General features: G+C 71.4%; 14 protein-coding genes. 3 read left to right on the forward strand and 11 right to left on the reverse strand.

Annotated elements, in window-relative coordinates:
- Positions 1-93: 93 nt before the first annotated feature.
- From JHN45_RS25485 to JHN45_RS25525, 10 genes are all read right to left on the reverse strand, one after another.
- Complete coding sequence (locus tag JHN45_RS25485) at positions 94-1,314, reverse strand: ABC transporter permease (protein WP_201050774.1); 1,221 nt, start codon at positions 1,312-1,314, stop codon at positions 94-96.
- Entirely contained in the window at positions 1,311-2,009 is a 699-nt protein-coding gene (locus JHN45_RS25490; protein WP_201050775.1) for an ABC transporter ATP-binding protein, read from the reverse strand. The genes JHN45_RS25485 and JHN45_RS25490 overlap by 4 nt, the downstream gene beginning before the upstream one ends.
- Positions 2,006-2,161 carry a hypothetical protein gene (locus tag JHN45_RS53200; RefSeq protein WP_236584086.1) on the reverse strand — a complete coding sequence of 52 codons (156 nt, stop codon included), beginning with the start codon at positions 2,159-2,161 and terminating at the stop codon, positions 2,006-2,008. The genes JHN45_RS25490 and JHN45_RS53200 overlap by 4 nt, the downstream gene beginning before the upstream one ends.
- The gene (locus tag JHN45_RS25495) at positions 2,158-3,087 is read right to left on the reverse strand and encodes a hypothetical protein (protein WP_236584087.1); all 930 of its coding nucleotides are present in this window, start codon (positions 3,085-3,087) and stop codon (positions 2,158-2,160) included. Before JHN45_RS25495 ends, JHN45_RS53200 begins: the two co-directional genes overlap by 4 nt.
- On the reverse strand, positions 3,071-3,661 hold the full coding sequence (locus JHN45_RS25500; protein ID WP_201050776.1) for a hypothetical protein: 591 nt from the start codon (positions 3,659-3,661) through the stop codon (positions 3,071-3,073). Before JHN45_RS25500 ends, JHN45_RS25495 begins: the two co-directional genes overlap by 17 nt.
- A 198-nt stretch (positions 3,662-3,859) precedes the next feature.
- Positions 3,860-5,653: a HAMP domain-containing sensor histidine kinase gene (locus JHN45_RS25505; RefSeq protein WP_307783195.1), complete on the reverse strand. Its 1,794-nt coding sequence runs from the start codon at positions 5,651-5,653 to the stop codon at positions 3,860-3,862.
- Positions 5,643-6,428: a response regulator transcription factor gene (locus JHN45_RS25510; protein WP_201050777.1), complete on the reverse strand. Its 786-nt coding sequence runs from the start codon at positions 6,426-6,428 to the stop codon at positions 5,643-5,645. The genes JHN45_RS25505 and JHN45_RS25510 overlap by 11 nt, the downstream gene beginning before the upstream one ends.
- Before the next feature lie 397 nt (positions 6,429-6,825).
- Positions 6,826-7,860 carry a YncE family protein gene (locus JHN45_RS25515; RefSeq protein ID WP_201050778.1) on the reverse strand — a complete coding sequence of 345 codons (1,035 nt, stop codon included), beginning with the start codon at positions 7,858-7,860 and terminating at the stop codon, positions 6,826-6,828.
- On the reverse strand, positions 7,857-8,504 hold the full coding sequence (locus JHN45_RS25520) for a DUF6304 family protein (RefSeq protein WP_201050779.1): 648 nt from the start codon (positions 8,502-8,504) through the stop codon (positions 7,857-7,859). The genes JHN45_RS25515 and JHN45_RS25520 overlap by 4 nt, the downstream gene beginning before the upstream one ends.
- 250 nt (positions 8,505-8,754) lie before the next feature.
- Positions 8,755-9,396, reverse strand: a complete 642-nt coding sequence (locus JHN45_RS25525) for a LuxR C-terminal-related transcriptional regulator (RefSeq protein ID WP_201050780.1) — start codon at positions 9,394-9,396, stop codon at positions 8,755-8,757.
- A gap of 464 nt (positions 9,397-9,860) precedes the next feature.
- Here JHN45_RS25525 and JHN45_RS25530 point away from each other — a divergent pair, with 464 nt between their 5' ends.
- On the forward strand, positions 9,861-13,262 hold the full coding sequence (locus JHN45_RS25530) for a BTAD domain-containing putative transcriptional regulator (RefSeq protein ID WP_201050781.1): 3,402 nt from the start codon (positions 9,861-9,863) through the stop codon (positions 13,260-13,262).
- Between the two features lie 70 nt (positions 13,263-13,332).
- Here the strand turns inward: JHN45_RS25530 and JHN45_RS25535 are convergent, their stop codons facing one another.
- The gene (locus JHN45_RS25535) at positions 13,333-13,686 is read right to left on the reverse strand and encodes a hypothetical protein (protein ID WP_201050782.1); all 354 of its coding nucleotides are present in this window, start codon (positions 13,684-13,686) and stop codon (positions 13,333-13,335) included.
- 500 nt (positions 13,687-14,186) lie between these two features.
- Here JHN45_RS25535 and JHN45_RS25540 point away from each other — a divergent pair, with 500 nt between their 5' ends.
- Entirely contained in the window at positions 14,187-14,732 is a 546-nt protein-coding gene (locus tag JHN45_RS25540; protein ID WP_201050783.1) for a SigE family RNA polymerase sigma factor, read from the forward strand.
- A complete protein-coding gene (locus JHN45_RS25545; protein WP_201050784.1) occupies positions 14,729-15,436 on the forward strand; it encodes a hypothetical protein in 708 nt (235 codons plus the stop codon). Before JHN45_RS25540 ends, JHN45_RS25545 begins: the two co-directional genes overlap by 4 nt.
- Positions 15,437-15,768: the final 332 nt, after the last annotated feature.

Here is a 15,768-nt window from a genome sequence, read left to right on the forward strand (position 1 = left end):
GAACCCAGCCGGACGCTGTCGGCCATGCGGTCACCCGCCCGCGAAGCCGGAGTCCTGCTGTACGGCCGTACAGCAGGACTCCGGCTTCCGCCCTCAGACCGCCGCCAGTGCTTCGGTCGGGGGTAGCCGGGAGGCGCGTACGGCGGGGTACAGGCCCGCTGCTGCGCCGACGGCGACCGCGCCGAGGACACCATCCGCCACCGCGAGCGGCGGGAACACGGCGGGCCAGGACTGCCACAGTGCGTAGCCCGCCGTCACGGCCGCGCCCAGGACGGTGCCGGCGCAGCCGCCGAGCGCGGACAGGGCCACCGACTCGGCCAGGAACTGCCCCCTGATCTGTCTTCGGCCCGCCCCCAGCGCCCGCCGCAGCCCGATCTCGCGGCGCCGTTCCAGCACCGAGACGACCATCGTGTTGGCCACGCCGACGCCGCCGACGAGCAGGGCGACGCCCGCGAGCCCGAGCAGCAGGACCGAGAACGTCCGCTGGGTGGCGCGTTTGGCGGCCAGGGCGTCCGAGGGACGGCTGACCTGGACCAGTCCCGGCAGTTCCGGATACACCGTGGCGGGCAGCACGTCGCGCACCGCCTCGATCCGGGACTCGGCGGCCGTGACGTAGACGACGGTGGGGTGACCGTCGAAGCCGAGCAGCTCGCGGGCCGCGTCCCAGCCGACCAGGACGGACACGTCGAGGTCGGGAGCGAGCGGCAGCGGGTCCAGGACGCCGATGACGGTGAACCAGTGGCCGTCGACGTAGACCTGTCCCGCGTCCCCGCCTGGGCGTACCCGGTCGATGCCGAGCCGGGAAGCGGCGCGGAACCCGAGCACGGCGGTGGGGTAGCGCTCTGTGGTAGGCGACAGGAATGTCCCCGAGAGGACCGTCCCGTGGACCGCCGCGAGCAGGTCGGTGCGCGCCGCCAGCACGCTGAGCCCGGACCCGTCGGCCGGGTCGGCGCGGTCGGAACGCAGCACGCTGTGATGGGTGTTGGCCACCGCGCTCGACTCGGTCACCGGGCCGATCCGGGCGGCCATGGCATCCGCGGCCGTCGGCAGGACCACCGGTGGGTCGCTGTCCGCCTGCGGCGCGACGCGCAGCATGTTGGTGCCCAGCGCGGACAGTTCGGTCATCAGTGCGCGCTGCCCGGAGGCGGGCACGGCGCTCACCACGACGAGCGTGGCGACGCCGAGCGCGATTCCGAGCGCCGACAGCGCGGCCCGCGGTCCACGGGCACGGATGCCGAGCAGCCCGAGCCGGAGGACATCGGTGAAAGCGAGCCGGACGGGACGGGGTCCGGCAGGGTGACTCCCGCTGCTCATGCGGCACTTCCCGCTCGTTCGTCGGCCGCTATCCGGCCGTCGCGCAGTTCGACCCGGCGGGGCATCCGGGCCGCGATGTCACGGTCATGGGTGATGACGACCAGGGTCGTGCCCTGTGCGTTCAGCTCGGTGAGCAGGTCCAGGACGGCCGTCCCATTGGCCGCGTCCAGCGCGCCCGTCGGCTCGTCGGCCAGCACCAGGGCGGGGCGGTTGACCACCGCACGGGCTATGGCCACGCGTTGGCGCTCGCCGCCGGACAGCTGCTGCGGGAAATGGGCGTGGCGGTGGCCCAGGCCCACCCGCTCCAGCGTCTCGCGGGCGATCTGTCGCCGTCTGCCGCGCGGGACGCCCGCGTACAGGAGGCCGGTGGCGACGTTCTCGGTGGCGTCGAGTCCGTCGACGAGATGGAAGTGCTGGAACACGAATCCCAGCTGATGCGCGCGCAGCGCGGAGAGACGGCGGTCGCCCAGCGTGTCGACGTCGTGTCCTCCGATGCGGACCGTGCCCGTGGTCGGCCGGTCGAGGGTGCCCATGATGTGCAGCAGGGTCGACTTGCCGGACCCGGACGGGCCCACGACGGCGAGCAGTTCGCCGGCATCGACCTGGAGCGACACCCGGTCCAGCGCGGTGACGCCACCGGGGTGACATCTGGTCACGGAGTCGACGAGGAGGACGGGGCCGGCGTGGTCGTTCACGATGCCGTCACCACCTTGGTGCCGGCGGTCAGTCCCGTGCCGCTGACCTCGACCAGGCCGCCCGCGAACATGCCCGTGGCCACCGCGATCAGGGTGCCGTCCGGACGCTGCACGGCATAACCGCCCTCCCGCAGCGCGACCAGCGCGCTCACCGGGACCGCGAGCACACCCTTGCGCGTGGCCGTGTCGAACCGGACCTGCACCGCCGCCGCGTCCAGTGCCTGGAAGTCCGCCGCCCTGTGGGGACCACGGTCACGTCGATCGTGGCGGGGCCCGTCGGCGTCACTGCGTCATCGGCGGATCCGCCCTGGACGGTGCGGCCGAGCGCGGTGACCCGGCCCCCGACCGTCCTGCCGTCGGGCAGGGTGATGGCCGCCTTGTCGCCGGCCTTGACGGTGCCCATGGCGGTGGCGTCCACCGGTACGGTGACGGATTTGGTGGTGGCGGTGTAGGCGAGGAGGTCACTGTCCGCAGGGTCACCGAGATGCGCCGTGATCGTGTCCACGCGCACCGGACCGGGCAGAACGACGGCGCGCCCCGGCACCAGCGTGCCGGTGGGCTGCTGCCCGGTGTCGGACTGCCACTGCTTCAGCGCCGCGGCGAGTCCGGGAGTGAACTCCTCGCCTTCGCCGGTCGGACCTCTGGAGCCGACGGTGGGACCGGTGTCGTAGCCGAGCGCGTGGAGGTTGTCCGCGAGCACGTTCACGTCGTGGCCGCGTACCCCCGGCTTGGACAGGGTGCGGAACAACGGGGTGTCCCCGAAGAGTACCGGGACGGGCCGGTCGTCCACCCGGTAGAGGGCCTTCCCCCGGACCGCCCGCGTGCCTGGAGCGGGCAGCCGGGTCACGATGCCCTCGCCCGTTCCCTTGAGCGTGTGCGGACGGCCGAAGCCGAGAGTGCCCGGCAGGGTACGGCTGTCGGACAGGTCGGTGCGGGTGACCGTCGCCGTCCGTACTCGGACCGGGCCCGTGGCCTCGGCGTTCCGCTGTGGGTGTGTGCCGGTCCACACGACGGCTCCGGCGGTGCAGGCCGCCACCAGGACGCCCAGCGCCGCGACGGTCTTACCGCTGCTTCCCACTGAACGCCTCCGTGGTGCAGTTCTTGTCGATCTCGGCCTGGTGGGCCGCGCTCATGGACGTGTTGCCGTCGTACGTCCACCCGGAGTTGTCCGGGAGGGCGGTGACGTGGAGCCCCTCCTTGTTCAGGCACTTCACGTAAGCCCGGAAGTCGTCGTCGTAGTGTGGGTTCTTCGTCCGGTCCAGCTCCGGGGGCTGGAGGGGGAGCCGGTTCGCGCAGGCCTTCACGGCCGCCTTGGCGGTGGGGCTCTGGTCGGTGTCGTCGATGGAGTCGGGGCCGCGCTGCGTGAGCATCTTGTGCCCGTGGTCCTTCAGACAGCTGGCGTAGATGTGCCAATAGCGGTCGCGTTCCGCGTCCGAGCTGTCGAGCCGGAGCTGGGGGCGGCCGTCGTCCGCTGAGGGGGCGGCGGAGGCGGCTGTCTTCTCTTCCGGGGAACCGCTGTTCACGGAAGCCACGTCCGGCCGGCGTGCCGCGCCGTCGCCGGAACCGCCGCATCCCGTCAGAAGGCCGGCGCACACGAGCAGGGCGGCCGCGCCGAGAAACCGGCTGCGGCCGGGAGTGTCCTGGTGGGTCATAGCGCCTCATGGTCGGCGTCCGTTGTCGGGAACCTGTCGGGAACCTTTGCCGGTTGTTCAGAATTTCCGTGCCCGGCCCGTCCCGGCGTACCCACAGGACGCCCGTAACTCGCCGACAGAGGCCGGACCCGGCGATCGTCGGCCGGGTCCGCCCGGACCGATTCCGCAGCCGCTCGGCCCGGCCCGCCGGCGGTGCGCTCACCCGGCCGGCAGCCGCAGTGAGAAGACCGATCCCGCGCCGAGCCGGCTCGACACCTGCACGCTGCCGCCGTGGGCCTCGGCGAGTTTGCGGACGATGGGCAGGCCCAGTCCGCTGCCGCCGCCCTGCCGGCTGCGTGACTTCTCGGCTCGCCAGAACCGGTCGAAGAGCCTGGGCAGGTCGTCGTCGCCAATGCCGGAGCCGGTGTCCTCGACGCGGATCACCACCTCGCGCCCGTCCGGTTCGGCGGAGAGCGTGACTCTGCCGCCGGCCGGTGTGTGCCGTACGGCGTTGGACACGAGGTTGCCGACCGCCTGCCGCAGCCGTACGGGATCGGCGTGCAGCCAGAGCGCCTCACCTGGCCGGACGCGCAGTTCGACCCCGGCGGCGGCCGCGTTGCCCTGGTGGCCGCGGGCGACCTGGGCGAGGAGCGCGGTGGCGTCGACGCCTTCCGGGTGGAGCCTGAGCGCCCCGGCTTCCGCCGCCGCCAGGTCGCGCAGGTCGTCGATGATGTGCTGGAGCAGCAGCGCCTCCTCCAACAGCGAGGACACGACGCTCCCGTCTGCCGGGACCACACCGTCCTCCACGGCCTCCAGCAGGCCGCGGATGTTGCTGAGCGGGGTGCGCAGCTCGTGGGCGATGTCGCTCACCATGGCTCGGCGCACCTTCTCCAGTTGCTCCCGGCGGTTGGACATCAGGTTGAACGCGGTGGCGAGCCGGCCGAGTTCGTCGTCTCCCGCCACTTCGACCCGCGCGCCTTCGTTGCCGTCGGCCAGCCGCTGGGCCGCGTCGGTGAGAGCGCGCAGGGGCCGGACCATGCGGGTGCCGGCGACGAAGGTGACTGTCACGGTCGTCAGGAGCACCAGCACGGCGGCACCGGCGATGCGGGCGCGGTTGGTGTGGGATAGGTCGAAGAAGGTGGAGATTCTCTGGTGGGGCGCGGTGGCGAAGAGCAGCGCCGCCGGGGCCACGTAGGGATCGAGCTGCTCGCGCCGCGCTGTGGCGAGACATGCCGTCACCGCCCGGCTGTCCGGAACTCCCCGTGCGGTGGAGGGGGTCCACGTCAGGTCGTCGGCGAGCCGTACGGGCGCGGCGCCGCGGTCGGTGAGGCAGTCGTCGAGGAGCCGGCCGAGCCGGCCCAGGGCTCTGTTCTCCGTGGGGGTGCGCGGTAGGAGCGCGTCGACGCCGCACCGGTCGCCCGTGTCGAAGAGCCGTTCGTCGATGATGACGTTCGGCCGTCCGTTCGGCGCGTGTACGACTGTTATGTCCTGGGGTTGCCCGGAGCCGCGCATGCAGTCCGCGACTTGCGTCGCGGTGGCGTCCAGCGCCTCGCGTTCCCGGGCGGTCAGCCGAAACGGGCCCACGGCGCGCGGATCGATGCGGTCAGCGGGGGCGGCGCCGTCGTGGGGCGCGAGAGCGGCGTCGACGGCGAACGCGTCGACGGTCGCCGACGCGGTGGCGGGCAGCGAGGCCGTGGTGGCGGTCCCGGCCGAGTCCGCGAGCGGATGCCGGCGGGTATCGGTCAGGATGATCCGGCGGCCGGTCCGCTGCGACAGTTCGCGCAGGGTCGGGGCGACTTCGGCCCAGTCGGGGTGCGTCGCGGCGTAGCCGACGAGTGTGTCATAGATCCGCGTGTCGTCGGCGAGTGCCTGACCGCGCTCACGGCCGATGGCGACGGCGGTGAGACTGGTGACGAGCCAGGCCGTCGCGGCGACGGAGCACAGCGAGACCAGTGCGGACAGCCACAGCAGCCTCCACCGCAGCCCTCTGCGCGGAGCCCGGTCACCGGGCACGGCGAACCCCCTCGTCGTCGAGGGGGTTCGCCGTGCCCGCGGGCCGCGGGTGGTCCGCGTCGCGCACCGACACGTCGGCCATCTTGTACCCGACGCCGTAGACCGTGAGCAGACGTTCGGGCCGCGTCGGGTCGCGCTCGATCTTGCGGCGCAGGTTCATGACGTGTCCGTCGACGGTACGGGTGGTGACGTAGCGGTCGATGCCGTGCAGGTGCTCAAGGATCTGCTTACGGGTGAACACCCGGCCCGGCGCGGCGGCCAGCACCTCCAGGACCCGGAACTCCCCGGGAGTGCACTCGGTGAGCCGCCCGTCCACCCGGACCTCGAACCGGCCGGGGTCGACGGTGAGGGTGCCCACGGCGAACACGGGTTCCGGCGGTGGCGGCGCCTCGACCGGAGGCGGCGCCGGGCGGCCCGTCCGCCGCAGCAGGGTGCGCACCCGCGCGACCAGCTCACGCGGGCTGCACGGCTTGGTCATGTAGTCGTCGGCGCCCAGATCGAGAGCGAGGAGCAGATCGTCCTCCTCGGTGCGCGCGGTGAGCATCAGCACCGGCACATCTGACTCGGTGCGCAGCACCCGGCACACGTCCAGGCCGTCCATGCGCGGCATCATCCAGTCCAGGACCACCAGATCGGGCATTCGCCGCCGGATCTCCTCCAGCGCGGCCCGGCCGTCGAAGACGAGACCGACCGAGTGCCCCTCCCGTTCCAGATAGCGGCGGATGATGTCGGCCTGCTTGTGGTCGTCGTCGGCGACCAGAACATACGCACACATGGTCGGCCATCGTAGGGACTGCGGCGCCTCCCGTTCCGGCGGTCGCCGCCGAAGACGGCCAGGGGTACGGGAGGACGACAGGATCACAACAACTTCCCGACATTCCATCGAGACGGCGGCACCGGCGCTCGGGGGAACCTGAGCCGTACGACGCGGTGCGAAGCGGCCCGGGCAGGTCGGTGCGGGGCCCTGGTCACCGGACTCCTCGGCGTCGGCGATCACCGCGATGCCGATCGTGCGTGCTGTACAGGACGGCGGGTCATCCGCGCGGCGAGGCCTGCGGAGTGTCCCGGACGTGTCGATGAACGACAGGTCTGGACCTCTGCTCCATGGGACCACCCGCGCCGGAGCGGCCACGGCCCACACGGCGTCGGACGTCCCCGGCCGACGTGGCGGGTCAGACGAGGCAGCTCAGGGGCAGGCGGCTGAGCGTCTCCCCGTCGAACGCCACCAACTCGGCCGCGCCAGGGTGATGGTGGGTGGGGACGAAGCCCGGGACGGTGCCCCTCAGCTCCCCGCTCACCGGGTCCCACGCCTGGAGTCCCGCCAGTGCGGCGGCGAAGAGCATCCCGTCCGCGGCGAAGAGGGCGCCCTCGACACCTGGCAGGGCGAGAAGTTCGCGGCACCGTACTGCGTCGAAGACCCGCACGCCCCGGGTGCTGGACTTCGCTTCGTAATCGATGCCCTTCAGACCCGTCACCGCGATATGGCGCTCGTCGATCCAGCACTGCGGCTCGTTCCAGTAGTAGTCCCGCCAGTCCAACTCCTTGCGCGTCCTGCCGTCCTCGGACTCGAAGGTACGGCCCTCGATCCAGGAGCGGAGGTTCAACACCGTGGGAACACCGTACGGCTGCCAGATCCAGCCGTCGTCGGCGATCCGGGTGCCTCGGGGAGAGACGGCGAGCGCACCGTGGAAGTAGTCCAGGCGGTGCGGGATCCCCGGGTCGCGCGGGGTCAGCAGCTCCCCGGTCAGCGCGTCGGACACGTCCAGCCGGTTCCAGGCCGTGCGGTGCACGACCAGGGTCCGGCCCTTGTGCTGGGTGAAGGCGAACGAGAAGGGAACGGTGTACTGGTGGTAGTCGCCGCCGTCCAGGGAGAGAGTGACCCTTCCGGTCTCCAGGTCGGCCACTTCGCCGTAGCGGCCGTAGTCGTTGACGATCCCGGCGAACCGGCCGTCGTGCGAGGCGTGCAGACGCCGGCGCACCACGTGCTCTCTCCAGTAGTCGGGCTGTGGCTCCGCCGGGACCGTGGTGGCGCCGACCGTCCGGGCCGTGCCGCTGTCGGCGTCGAACCGCACCAGGTCGCCTGCCGTGGTCAGCAGCAGCCACTGCGAGCGCGGTGCGCCGGACACGGGCGCGAGGTCGGCGACCGGGCCGACGGCCGCAGGGAGCCGTGAGACGGTCGCCTTCGCCGCGAAGGATGCTCCGCTCACGTGAAATCCGGGCAGCGATAGGTTTCCTGGACGTACCCGGCGCGGGAGTCCCACAGGGCGAACAGGTCGTCCTTCGTGCGGACCGCTTCGAATTCCTCCTTCGTGTTCCGGAAACAGGCGAGGGATCCCATGAAGCCGTTTCCGCCCGGGTGGTAGTCGGAGAGGGCGCAGGTGGTACAGGTCTGGAGGACCACCCCGTCGGGGACGTCCCGCTGAAGTTCCGACAACGCCTGCTCCATGTCGCCGGCGTGCCGGGTGGCGACCTCGCCGTCCGGCAACGCGAGCGAGAGGGAGACGCCGTATGTGTGCCGGGACGGGTCGGGGGCGTCGCGATCGGGCACGACCAGGTGGGACGTCAGAACCGCCTGGGTGAGCTGCGATCCGATCCGTACGGTGACGGGCGTCGGCCATCGCAGAGTGAAGTCGCTCAGGTCGGAGCCGTCCAGTCGCGGCGGCTGCGGGGCGTCCTCGGGCGCGGTCACCAGTTCCAGGGCGTCGGGGCTGCTTCCCTCGAAGCGGTGTCCCCGGAAGGTGAGCGAGAACAGTTGCCCGTCGTTGGTCAGCACGCCCGAGATCTCACCCCATCGGTCGGAAACCGTGACGTCGGACACCAGAGGGGGTTCGTACATGTGATCGTCTTTCATGAGGCCAGTATCTTCGCGCCGGATCAGGGAATCGGAGCGTTTGCGCGTGGTTCCAACTGGGCGCCAAGTGCACTCCCAGGGGCATGCCAAGAGGAGCCCGAGGACAGCGAGCAGCCGGTGGTTCTCCTACGACGGCCAAAGCCAGGACTTCAGAGGGCGCAGGCCACCGCCGCGGGCGCGCCGACCCGGACCGTGCTCGACGGCACTGTCCTGCACTTCCTCGACGGGTCGTGTCCCGCTTTCGGGCGTGTCACATCAGCGCCCCGGACCTCAGGGCGAAGGCGACGGCGACGGCGACGGCGTGGGAACGGTTGCGCAGCCCCAGCCGGTTGGTCATCGCCCCGACAACGTTCTTGATGGTGCGTTCCGAGTGGTTCAGCTTCTGGGCCATCTCCACCGTGTCCAGGCCGTCCGCCGGCATGCGCAGCACCTCGACTTCGCGGGCGTCCAGACCCGACGACGTCAATCCCGACGGATGGAGGACATGACGCTGGACGCCGGTGACGTGGTCGATCAGCCGGCCCTGGACCGTGACCGGCAGCGTCGCCAGCCCGGCGACGACGTTCCGCACGGCCTGGACGACCTTGTCGTAGCCGGCGTTCTGCCGCCGGACGACGTTCCGCAGGCCGCACGCCACGGCGCGCACCGCATGGGCCTCGCAGAGGCTCCCCGTGACGAGCACAATGCCCATGTCCGGTCTGAGCGAGCCTGCCGCGGCCGTCTCCATGACCAGGAGTGTCTCCTCGGTGACGTCCGTGGTCAGCACGAGCAGGACGTCCGCGTGCTGATGCTGTTCCTTCGGCAGGACCTGTAGACCGCTCTGTCCCCGGAGATGGCGAACGGTCCCCTCGTGAGTGATCCTGTCACTGGCGACGACCGCGATCGAGATCATTCCCGCGTCCTTCCCGGCCCTGTTGACGCATCCGATCAACGGCGATGAAAGCCGAAGGCCCTTGGAGGCCAATGGGATGGCGAGGACGGCACCTTCTGCGCGCGCGTCAACCTGGCCAGCGTCTGTCTTTCCGTCCGGACAACGGAGCGGGCCGGAGCGGGTGCAGGGTTCGGCCTCGGCTGGCTCACAAGAGCAACGGGAAGACGACAGGATCCCGACAACATCCCGACACTTCGGGGCGAGGCTGTGCGCGGGCACTCGACGCCCCGTCGGTGAATCGGCGTCATTTGATGAACCCTGGAGGGGACTTGACATCCGGTCAGGCCGACAGCAACCGGGACCACCCGGCCTCGACATCGGACCGGCGGACCGAGCCGCGCCGATGGCCTGTCCCGCACCGGCAGCCCGCCCTGGCATCACATGTGGTCATGTGCACGTTCACACCTTCGGTAGATTGACTCGCCATGCTGCGCTTGAACGTACTGGGCCCCATGGAGGCCTACACGGCCGACAGACGCCTGGCGCTGGGAGGGCCGCAACAGCGGGCCGTTCTCGCCATGTTGATCATGGCCCGCGGGAGCGTGGTACCGGCCGAACGCATCGCTGAACACCTGTGGCCTCACACCTCCCCGGAGCGGTCACTGGCCGCGTTGTATCCACTGATTTCCAACCTGCGCCGCGCCCTGGAACCGGGACGCCCGCCGCGGGCGCCGGCCGGAGTTCTCGTGAGCGCCGCGCCCGGCTACGCCCTGCGGGTGCCGGAGGAGGCCGTGGACGCGTGGCGGTTCGAAGCACTCGTGCGCGAGGCGCGTTCCGGTGATCCCGAGGCGTCGTGGCACCGGTTGAAGGAGGGCCTGACCTGGTGGCAGGGCTTGCCCTATTCCGAGTGGTCGGACCGCAGCTGGGCCGCAGACGAGGTGGCCCGCCTCGACGAGGTGCGTCTCATGGCCCGGGAACTGCTCCTGCAGGTGGGCCTGAGCGCCGGCCACGCCGCCGAGGTCGCGGTCGATGCGGAGGTCCTGGTGCGGGACGCCCCCCTGCGGGAGGACGCCTGGCGGCTGCTGGCCCTGTCGTTGTGGGCCTCCGGCCGCCAGGCGGACGCCCTGGCGGCGCTCCGCCGAGCGCGATCCGTCCTGGTCGAGACCGTCGGGCTCGAACCAGGAGTTCTGCTCACGGAGTTGGAACAGGACATCCTGCACGGACGGCACGAGTCGCTCCACAGGGCGGCACCCGGCCCGCAACGCGGCGGCACCGGTCCCGCGGATCCCACCCGGACGCGGATCGAGGCGGTGGACGATGCCCGGCCGGTCGGGGCCGTCCCCGTTCCTGACCACCGGAGAGGGGTCAACAGGCTGCCCCAAGGCCTGGAACAGGACCGTCACCCTCTGAAGGGCCGGACCGCCGAACTGCGCATGCTGCGGGAGGCGGCCCGGGTGGCCTCCCACCGCGGCGCCGTCGTCACGCTGTCCGGGGAGGCCGGTTCCGGTAAGTCGACACTGCTGGACCACTTCGGCCACCTGCTGAGGCGCGAGGGCTGGATCGTGATCACGGGTAGGTGCCCCGAGGAAGACGGTGCACCGCCCGCCTGGGCCTGGGTCGAGGCCCTGAGCGAGTTGGCCAGGATCTCGCCGCCCGACGTGGTCGAGCCGCTGGACGCGTTCCTGCAGCCCGGCGGTGCCCGCGAGCCGCTGACGCGGGATGCCGCCGCAGGCCGGTTCAAGGTGCACATGGCCGTGCGGGAGTGGCTCTCCGCCGTCGCGGCCCGGCAGCCCCTCGCCTTGTTCGTGGACGATCTGCACAGGGCCGACACCGAGACACTGATGCTGCTGTGTCGTGCGGCCTCGCTGCGCGCGCCGGTCCTCGTGACGGCGGCCTTCCGCTCCGACGAGGCGGGTTCCCGACCGGCCCCGTTCCAGGCGGAGCTCGCCCGGCTCTCCGCCTACCGGCTGACGCTGCGGGGGCTGGACACACCGGCGGTGGCGGAGCTGGTGCGCGAGGTGTGCGGCACCGACGTGGCCCCCGAGACCGTGGCCGCCCTCGCGGAACGCACCGGCGGCAACCCGTTCTTCGTGACCGAGAGCGCCCGCCTGCTGGCGGTCGAGGGCACGCTGAAGGCGGTCACCGAAGTCCCCGAGGCCATTCGTGACGTGCTGCGCCTGCGGCTGGCCAACCTCTCGCCGGCCGAACGCTCCGTCATCGGCCTGGCGGCCGTCTGCGGACGCGAGGCCGACATAGACGTCCTGGCCGAGGCGTCCGACCTGGAACCGGCCGAGGTGTACGACTCGCTGGAGGCCTGCGTCCGGGCGGGGCTGCTCACGGAGCCCGCACCGGGACGCGTCCGCTTCACGCACGTTCTCCTGCGCGACGTCGCCTACACCGAGCTCACCGGCCTGCGCGCCCGCTCCCTGCACGGCAGACTCGCCGACGTTCTCGAACGCCTACGCCCCAACGACCTCGACGCCCTGGCACTGCACTTCAGACGCTCGGCCGATCCGGCGCAGGCCGACCGGGCGGTGGTCCATGCCGTCCGGGCGGCCGAACGCGCCGAACGCCGATACGCGTACGACGTCGCCGTGGAGCTCCTCTCGGGTGCGGTCACCGCCGTCGACCTCGTCCCGGGCACCTCGGAGCAGCGCGCCGAGCGGCTCGTCGACGTCTACGGCCGGCTCATGCGGGCGCAGGTGCGTACGGGTTCTGTGGGCGCGGCGCAGGCCACGGGCGAGCGCGCCGTGCAGGAGGCGCGCGGGGTCGGGCGGGACGACCTCGTGGCGGCGGCGTTCGCCGCTTGGACCGAGCCCACTCCATGGCTGACCCGGCGGCACTGGGCGGTGGATCAGCACGTCGTCGACACGCTCGAACGGCTGCTCAACCGTCCCGACCTGCCGCGGTCCGTCACCGTGCGCCTGCTCCAGAGGCTCGTGGACGAGCTCGCCGGCTTCGGCACCGGACAGGAGGCGGAAGCGGCGGAACGGCAACTGGCACTCGCCCGCCGGGTGGAGGACCCCGCTCTGCTCGCCGCCGCCTTCACCACCTTGACCAAGCTCATGCCGCACGAACACCAGCTCGTCCGGTACGGGGTGATGGTGTCGGAGCTGAGAGAACTCGTCCGGCACCACGAGCTGCCCGCCTACCAGTGGGTCTGCGAACACATCGACTCCATGATCGCGGCGATCCACAACGACGCCGAGGCCGTCCGGCGGCACGGCGAACGCGGTCTGAGCATCGCCCGCCGCTTCCACATCGCCGGGGCGGAGGCAGCGAGCATGGCCACCATGGCGATGCTCGCCCACGCCCGCGGGCAGTTCGACGAGGCCGAGGCGTCGTACCGCCGCGTCCGGGAACGTCTCAGCGGCCACAACCCGTGGCACGGAGCGGACATCTACACACGCGGGCTGATCACGATCAGGCTCAACCAGGGGCGCGTGGCGGAGATCGAGCCGCACACGCGAGAGGTGTACGAGACCTGGGGGCCGCGCGGCGGCGAGGCACTCGCCCTGGTGCTGGCCCTGCAGGGCAAGACGGACGAGGCACGTACCGTCCGCTTTCATCGCGACCCCCCGAAGGACCACTTCTACGCCGTCCGCCTGGGTGCCCGGGCGCGGCTGGCCTGTGTCTTCGAGGACCGGGAAGCGGCGGCCCGCCTGATCCCCCTGCTAGAACCTGTCCGGAACCAACTGGGGTCCGCGGCGACCACGGCGTTCTGCACCCGCCCCCTCGCTCAGGCGCTGGGAGAGCTGCATGCCATGCTCGGCGACCGAGCGGCCGCGCAGTCGGCCTTCCTGGAGGCCGAGAAGGTCGCCGGGCTGTGGGGTGCGGACCATCTCGCCGCCACAGCCCGGGCCTGCGGCCAGGCGCTGCCGGGCTGACCGGCACGGACCGCGGGGACGCGGTTTTCCGCACACAGTTCTGGGCGGGCAACCGCGTCCTGCTACCGCCTCACCAACGGTAGTAGCCGGGGGAGGAGGCGGTACCGGTGGTGCTGACGCCCGCGCCGGCGCTCCGGTCGAAGGAGAAGCCGCCGAGGACCCGTCCGTCACTCATGTAGATCTCCACGGGATCCGAGCCCGGGGTGCTGAAGGTCAGCGTGGTGCATGTGCCCGGGGCGACGAGCTTCGTGGCGAGGCTCCTCGTGGGGAACGTCGCGTACGACGAGTAGTAGCCGTCGGAGCAGAGGGTGAACTGGTACGGCGTCGCGGCGTTCGCGGACCCTGCGGTGAGCAGGCAGGTCGTGGCGGTCGCCAGGGACACTGCGGCGATGCGTGCGGTCCGCCATCGTCCGGCTCTGTTCATGGTCACCTCATGGGAGTTCGTCGGGCGTCGGCCCGTGTGCCGACAGTCATCAGCCAACCAGGGAGACAGCCGTGACGCCCGCTCCTGAGACGCTCTCTGCCTCCAGGGGCGCCGTTTGCTGCCCGCCCGCCCCGGCCGTCCCGCACCGGCCACGAGGAGAGCCACTCCTTTCGACCCTGCTTACTTCGGGGAGGGTCTGTCCGGCCCGACGACAGCGATCATCCGTTAGCTTCCTTGCTTCCTTGCTTCCTTGCTTCCTTCTCTTCCGTGCGTCGGGGCGGGGTGCTGGCCGCTGCCGGGGAGCGCGGAATCGATCACCCTTCGCTCGGCCTGAAGTCCGTCGTCTGCGGCTCCGGGTTCCTCCCTCCGGCCTGGCGTGCCGGCGTCCTTCCACGGCCTTCGGCATTGCTGTCCGGTGGACGAGGCGGAGAAAGTTGGTGCGGCAGGGCAGTCGTTTGCGTGTCCGTACCCGTCTTTACGGGGGAACGAGGGAGGGCGCATTGAACGCCGACGAGGAACGCGAGTTCCGTGAGTTCGTGGCGGCGCGGTCGAGATCGCTGTTGCAGACGGCCTACCTGCTGACCGGGGACTGGGAGCAGGGCCGGGACCTGCTCCAGACCGCGCTTGCATCCACGGCCCGACGCTGGTCGAAGCTCCGTGACCGGGAACAGCCAGAGATCTATGTGCGCCGCGCGCTCTACCACGCACAGGTGGATCGCTTCCGGTTGCTCAGCTGGGGGCGGGAGACGGTCACGGACTCCGTGCCGGACCAGCCGTCCGCACAGGGCGCCAACTGGGCCGACGCCGTCGTCCAGCGGCAGGACATCATGACCGCGCTGCGGCGGCTGCCCAAGCGTCAGCGTGCGGTGATCGTGCTGCGCTACTTCGAGGACCGGCCCGACAGCGAGATCGCCGCGATCCTGGGCGTCGCTCAGGGAACGGTCCGTAGCCAGACCCACAAGGCCCTCGTCACGCTCCGCACCACCCTGGCCGAGGCAGGGCCGTCCGCCTCCTCCAATGCCTCCGGAAGGGGCGTGACCGCATGAACGACTCGACCGAGGACCTGCTGCACGAAACGTTGCTGCACGACACCTTGCACGCCCATGTCCGGGAGTGCGACGGCGGCGCCGACGCCCATCTCGTCGGCCTGGCCGACGGCGCGTTGCGGGTCGCCCGGCGGCGACAGAGGCTGGCGCGCGTCGGTGTCGGGGTTGCCCTCGCCGCAGCGGTTGCCACCGCCTGGGTGGCTGTCGCGGACGACGACCCGCTGCGCGCCCACGCGGTGCAGCCCGCCGAAGGACGAGGCGCCACAAAGGCGTCCACGATTTCTCTCCTGCCGGTCACCTCGGCGACAGAGCGGGCCTGCACACCGGCCGGCGGCGGCTATACCGTGCACCGCACCGAGACCCACCCGGCGATGTGCTTTCACGCCGACGCGGCCGGCGGCATGAGCGACGTCCGCGTCTCGGCGGCGAAGGCCGAGAAGGGCACTGTCGACGGCAGCTGGCAGGTGGAGGTGACCCTCACGGCCGCCGACCGGACTCGTTTCGCCACGCTGACCGGCGCCCTCGCGTCGGCCCCGTCCCCGCGCAACCAGTTCGCCATCGTCGTGGATGGCAAACTGTGGGGCGCTCCGATGGTGGCCCACGCGATCACCGTGGGTCGTGTCGAGATCGTCGGCGCTTACGACGGAGACTTCACCAGCGCCATGGCCCACGACCTCGCCCAGCGACTTGACCCCGGCAGGTGAGTGGCCAACTCCTTCTGTGGGAAAGGCAGTTCAGGGAAGGCGTCCGTCATGTGGGGCGGCCTGTCGGGGCGCGGAGACCGAAGTCGTCGAGGACTTGGATGTGCCCGACGCTGTGCCGTGCCGGTGTTCGGCGCATGATGTCGAGCAGTTCTCGTGGTGTCTGCCCCGACACGGCTCGGAAGTCTCGGTTCATGTGGGACTGGTCGTGGTATCCGCCGGGCCGGCCAGGTCGGCGAGTGAGTTCAGGTCGGTAGATGCCACGGCCGGGGCGCTGCACAGCCTGATGATGCGGGCGAGTGTTTGAGCAGTCAGGGTCATGTCCCGTGGGGTGG

This window comes from Streptomyces sp. MBT53 (assembly GCF_016654115.1).
Taxonomy (GTDB): domain Bacteria; phylum Actinomycetota; class Actinomycetes; order Streptomycetales; family Streptomycetaceae; genus Streptomyces.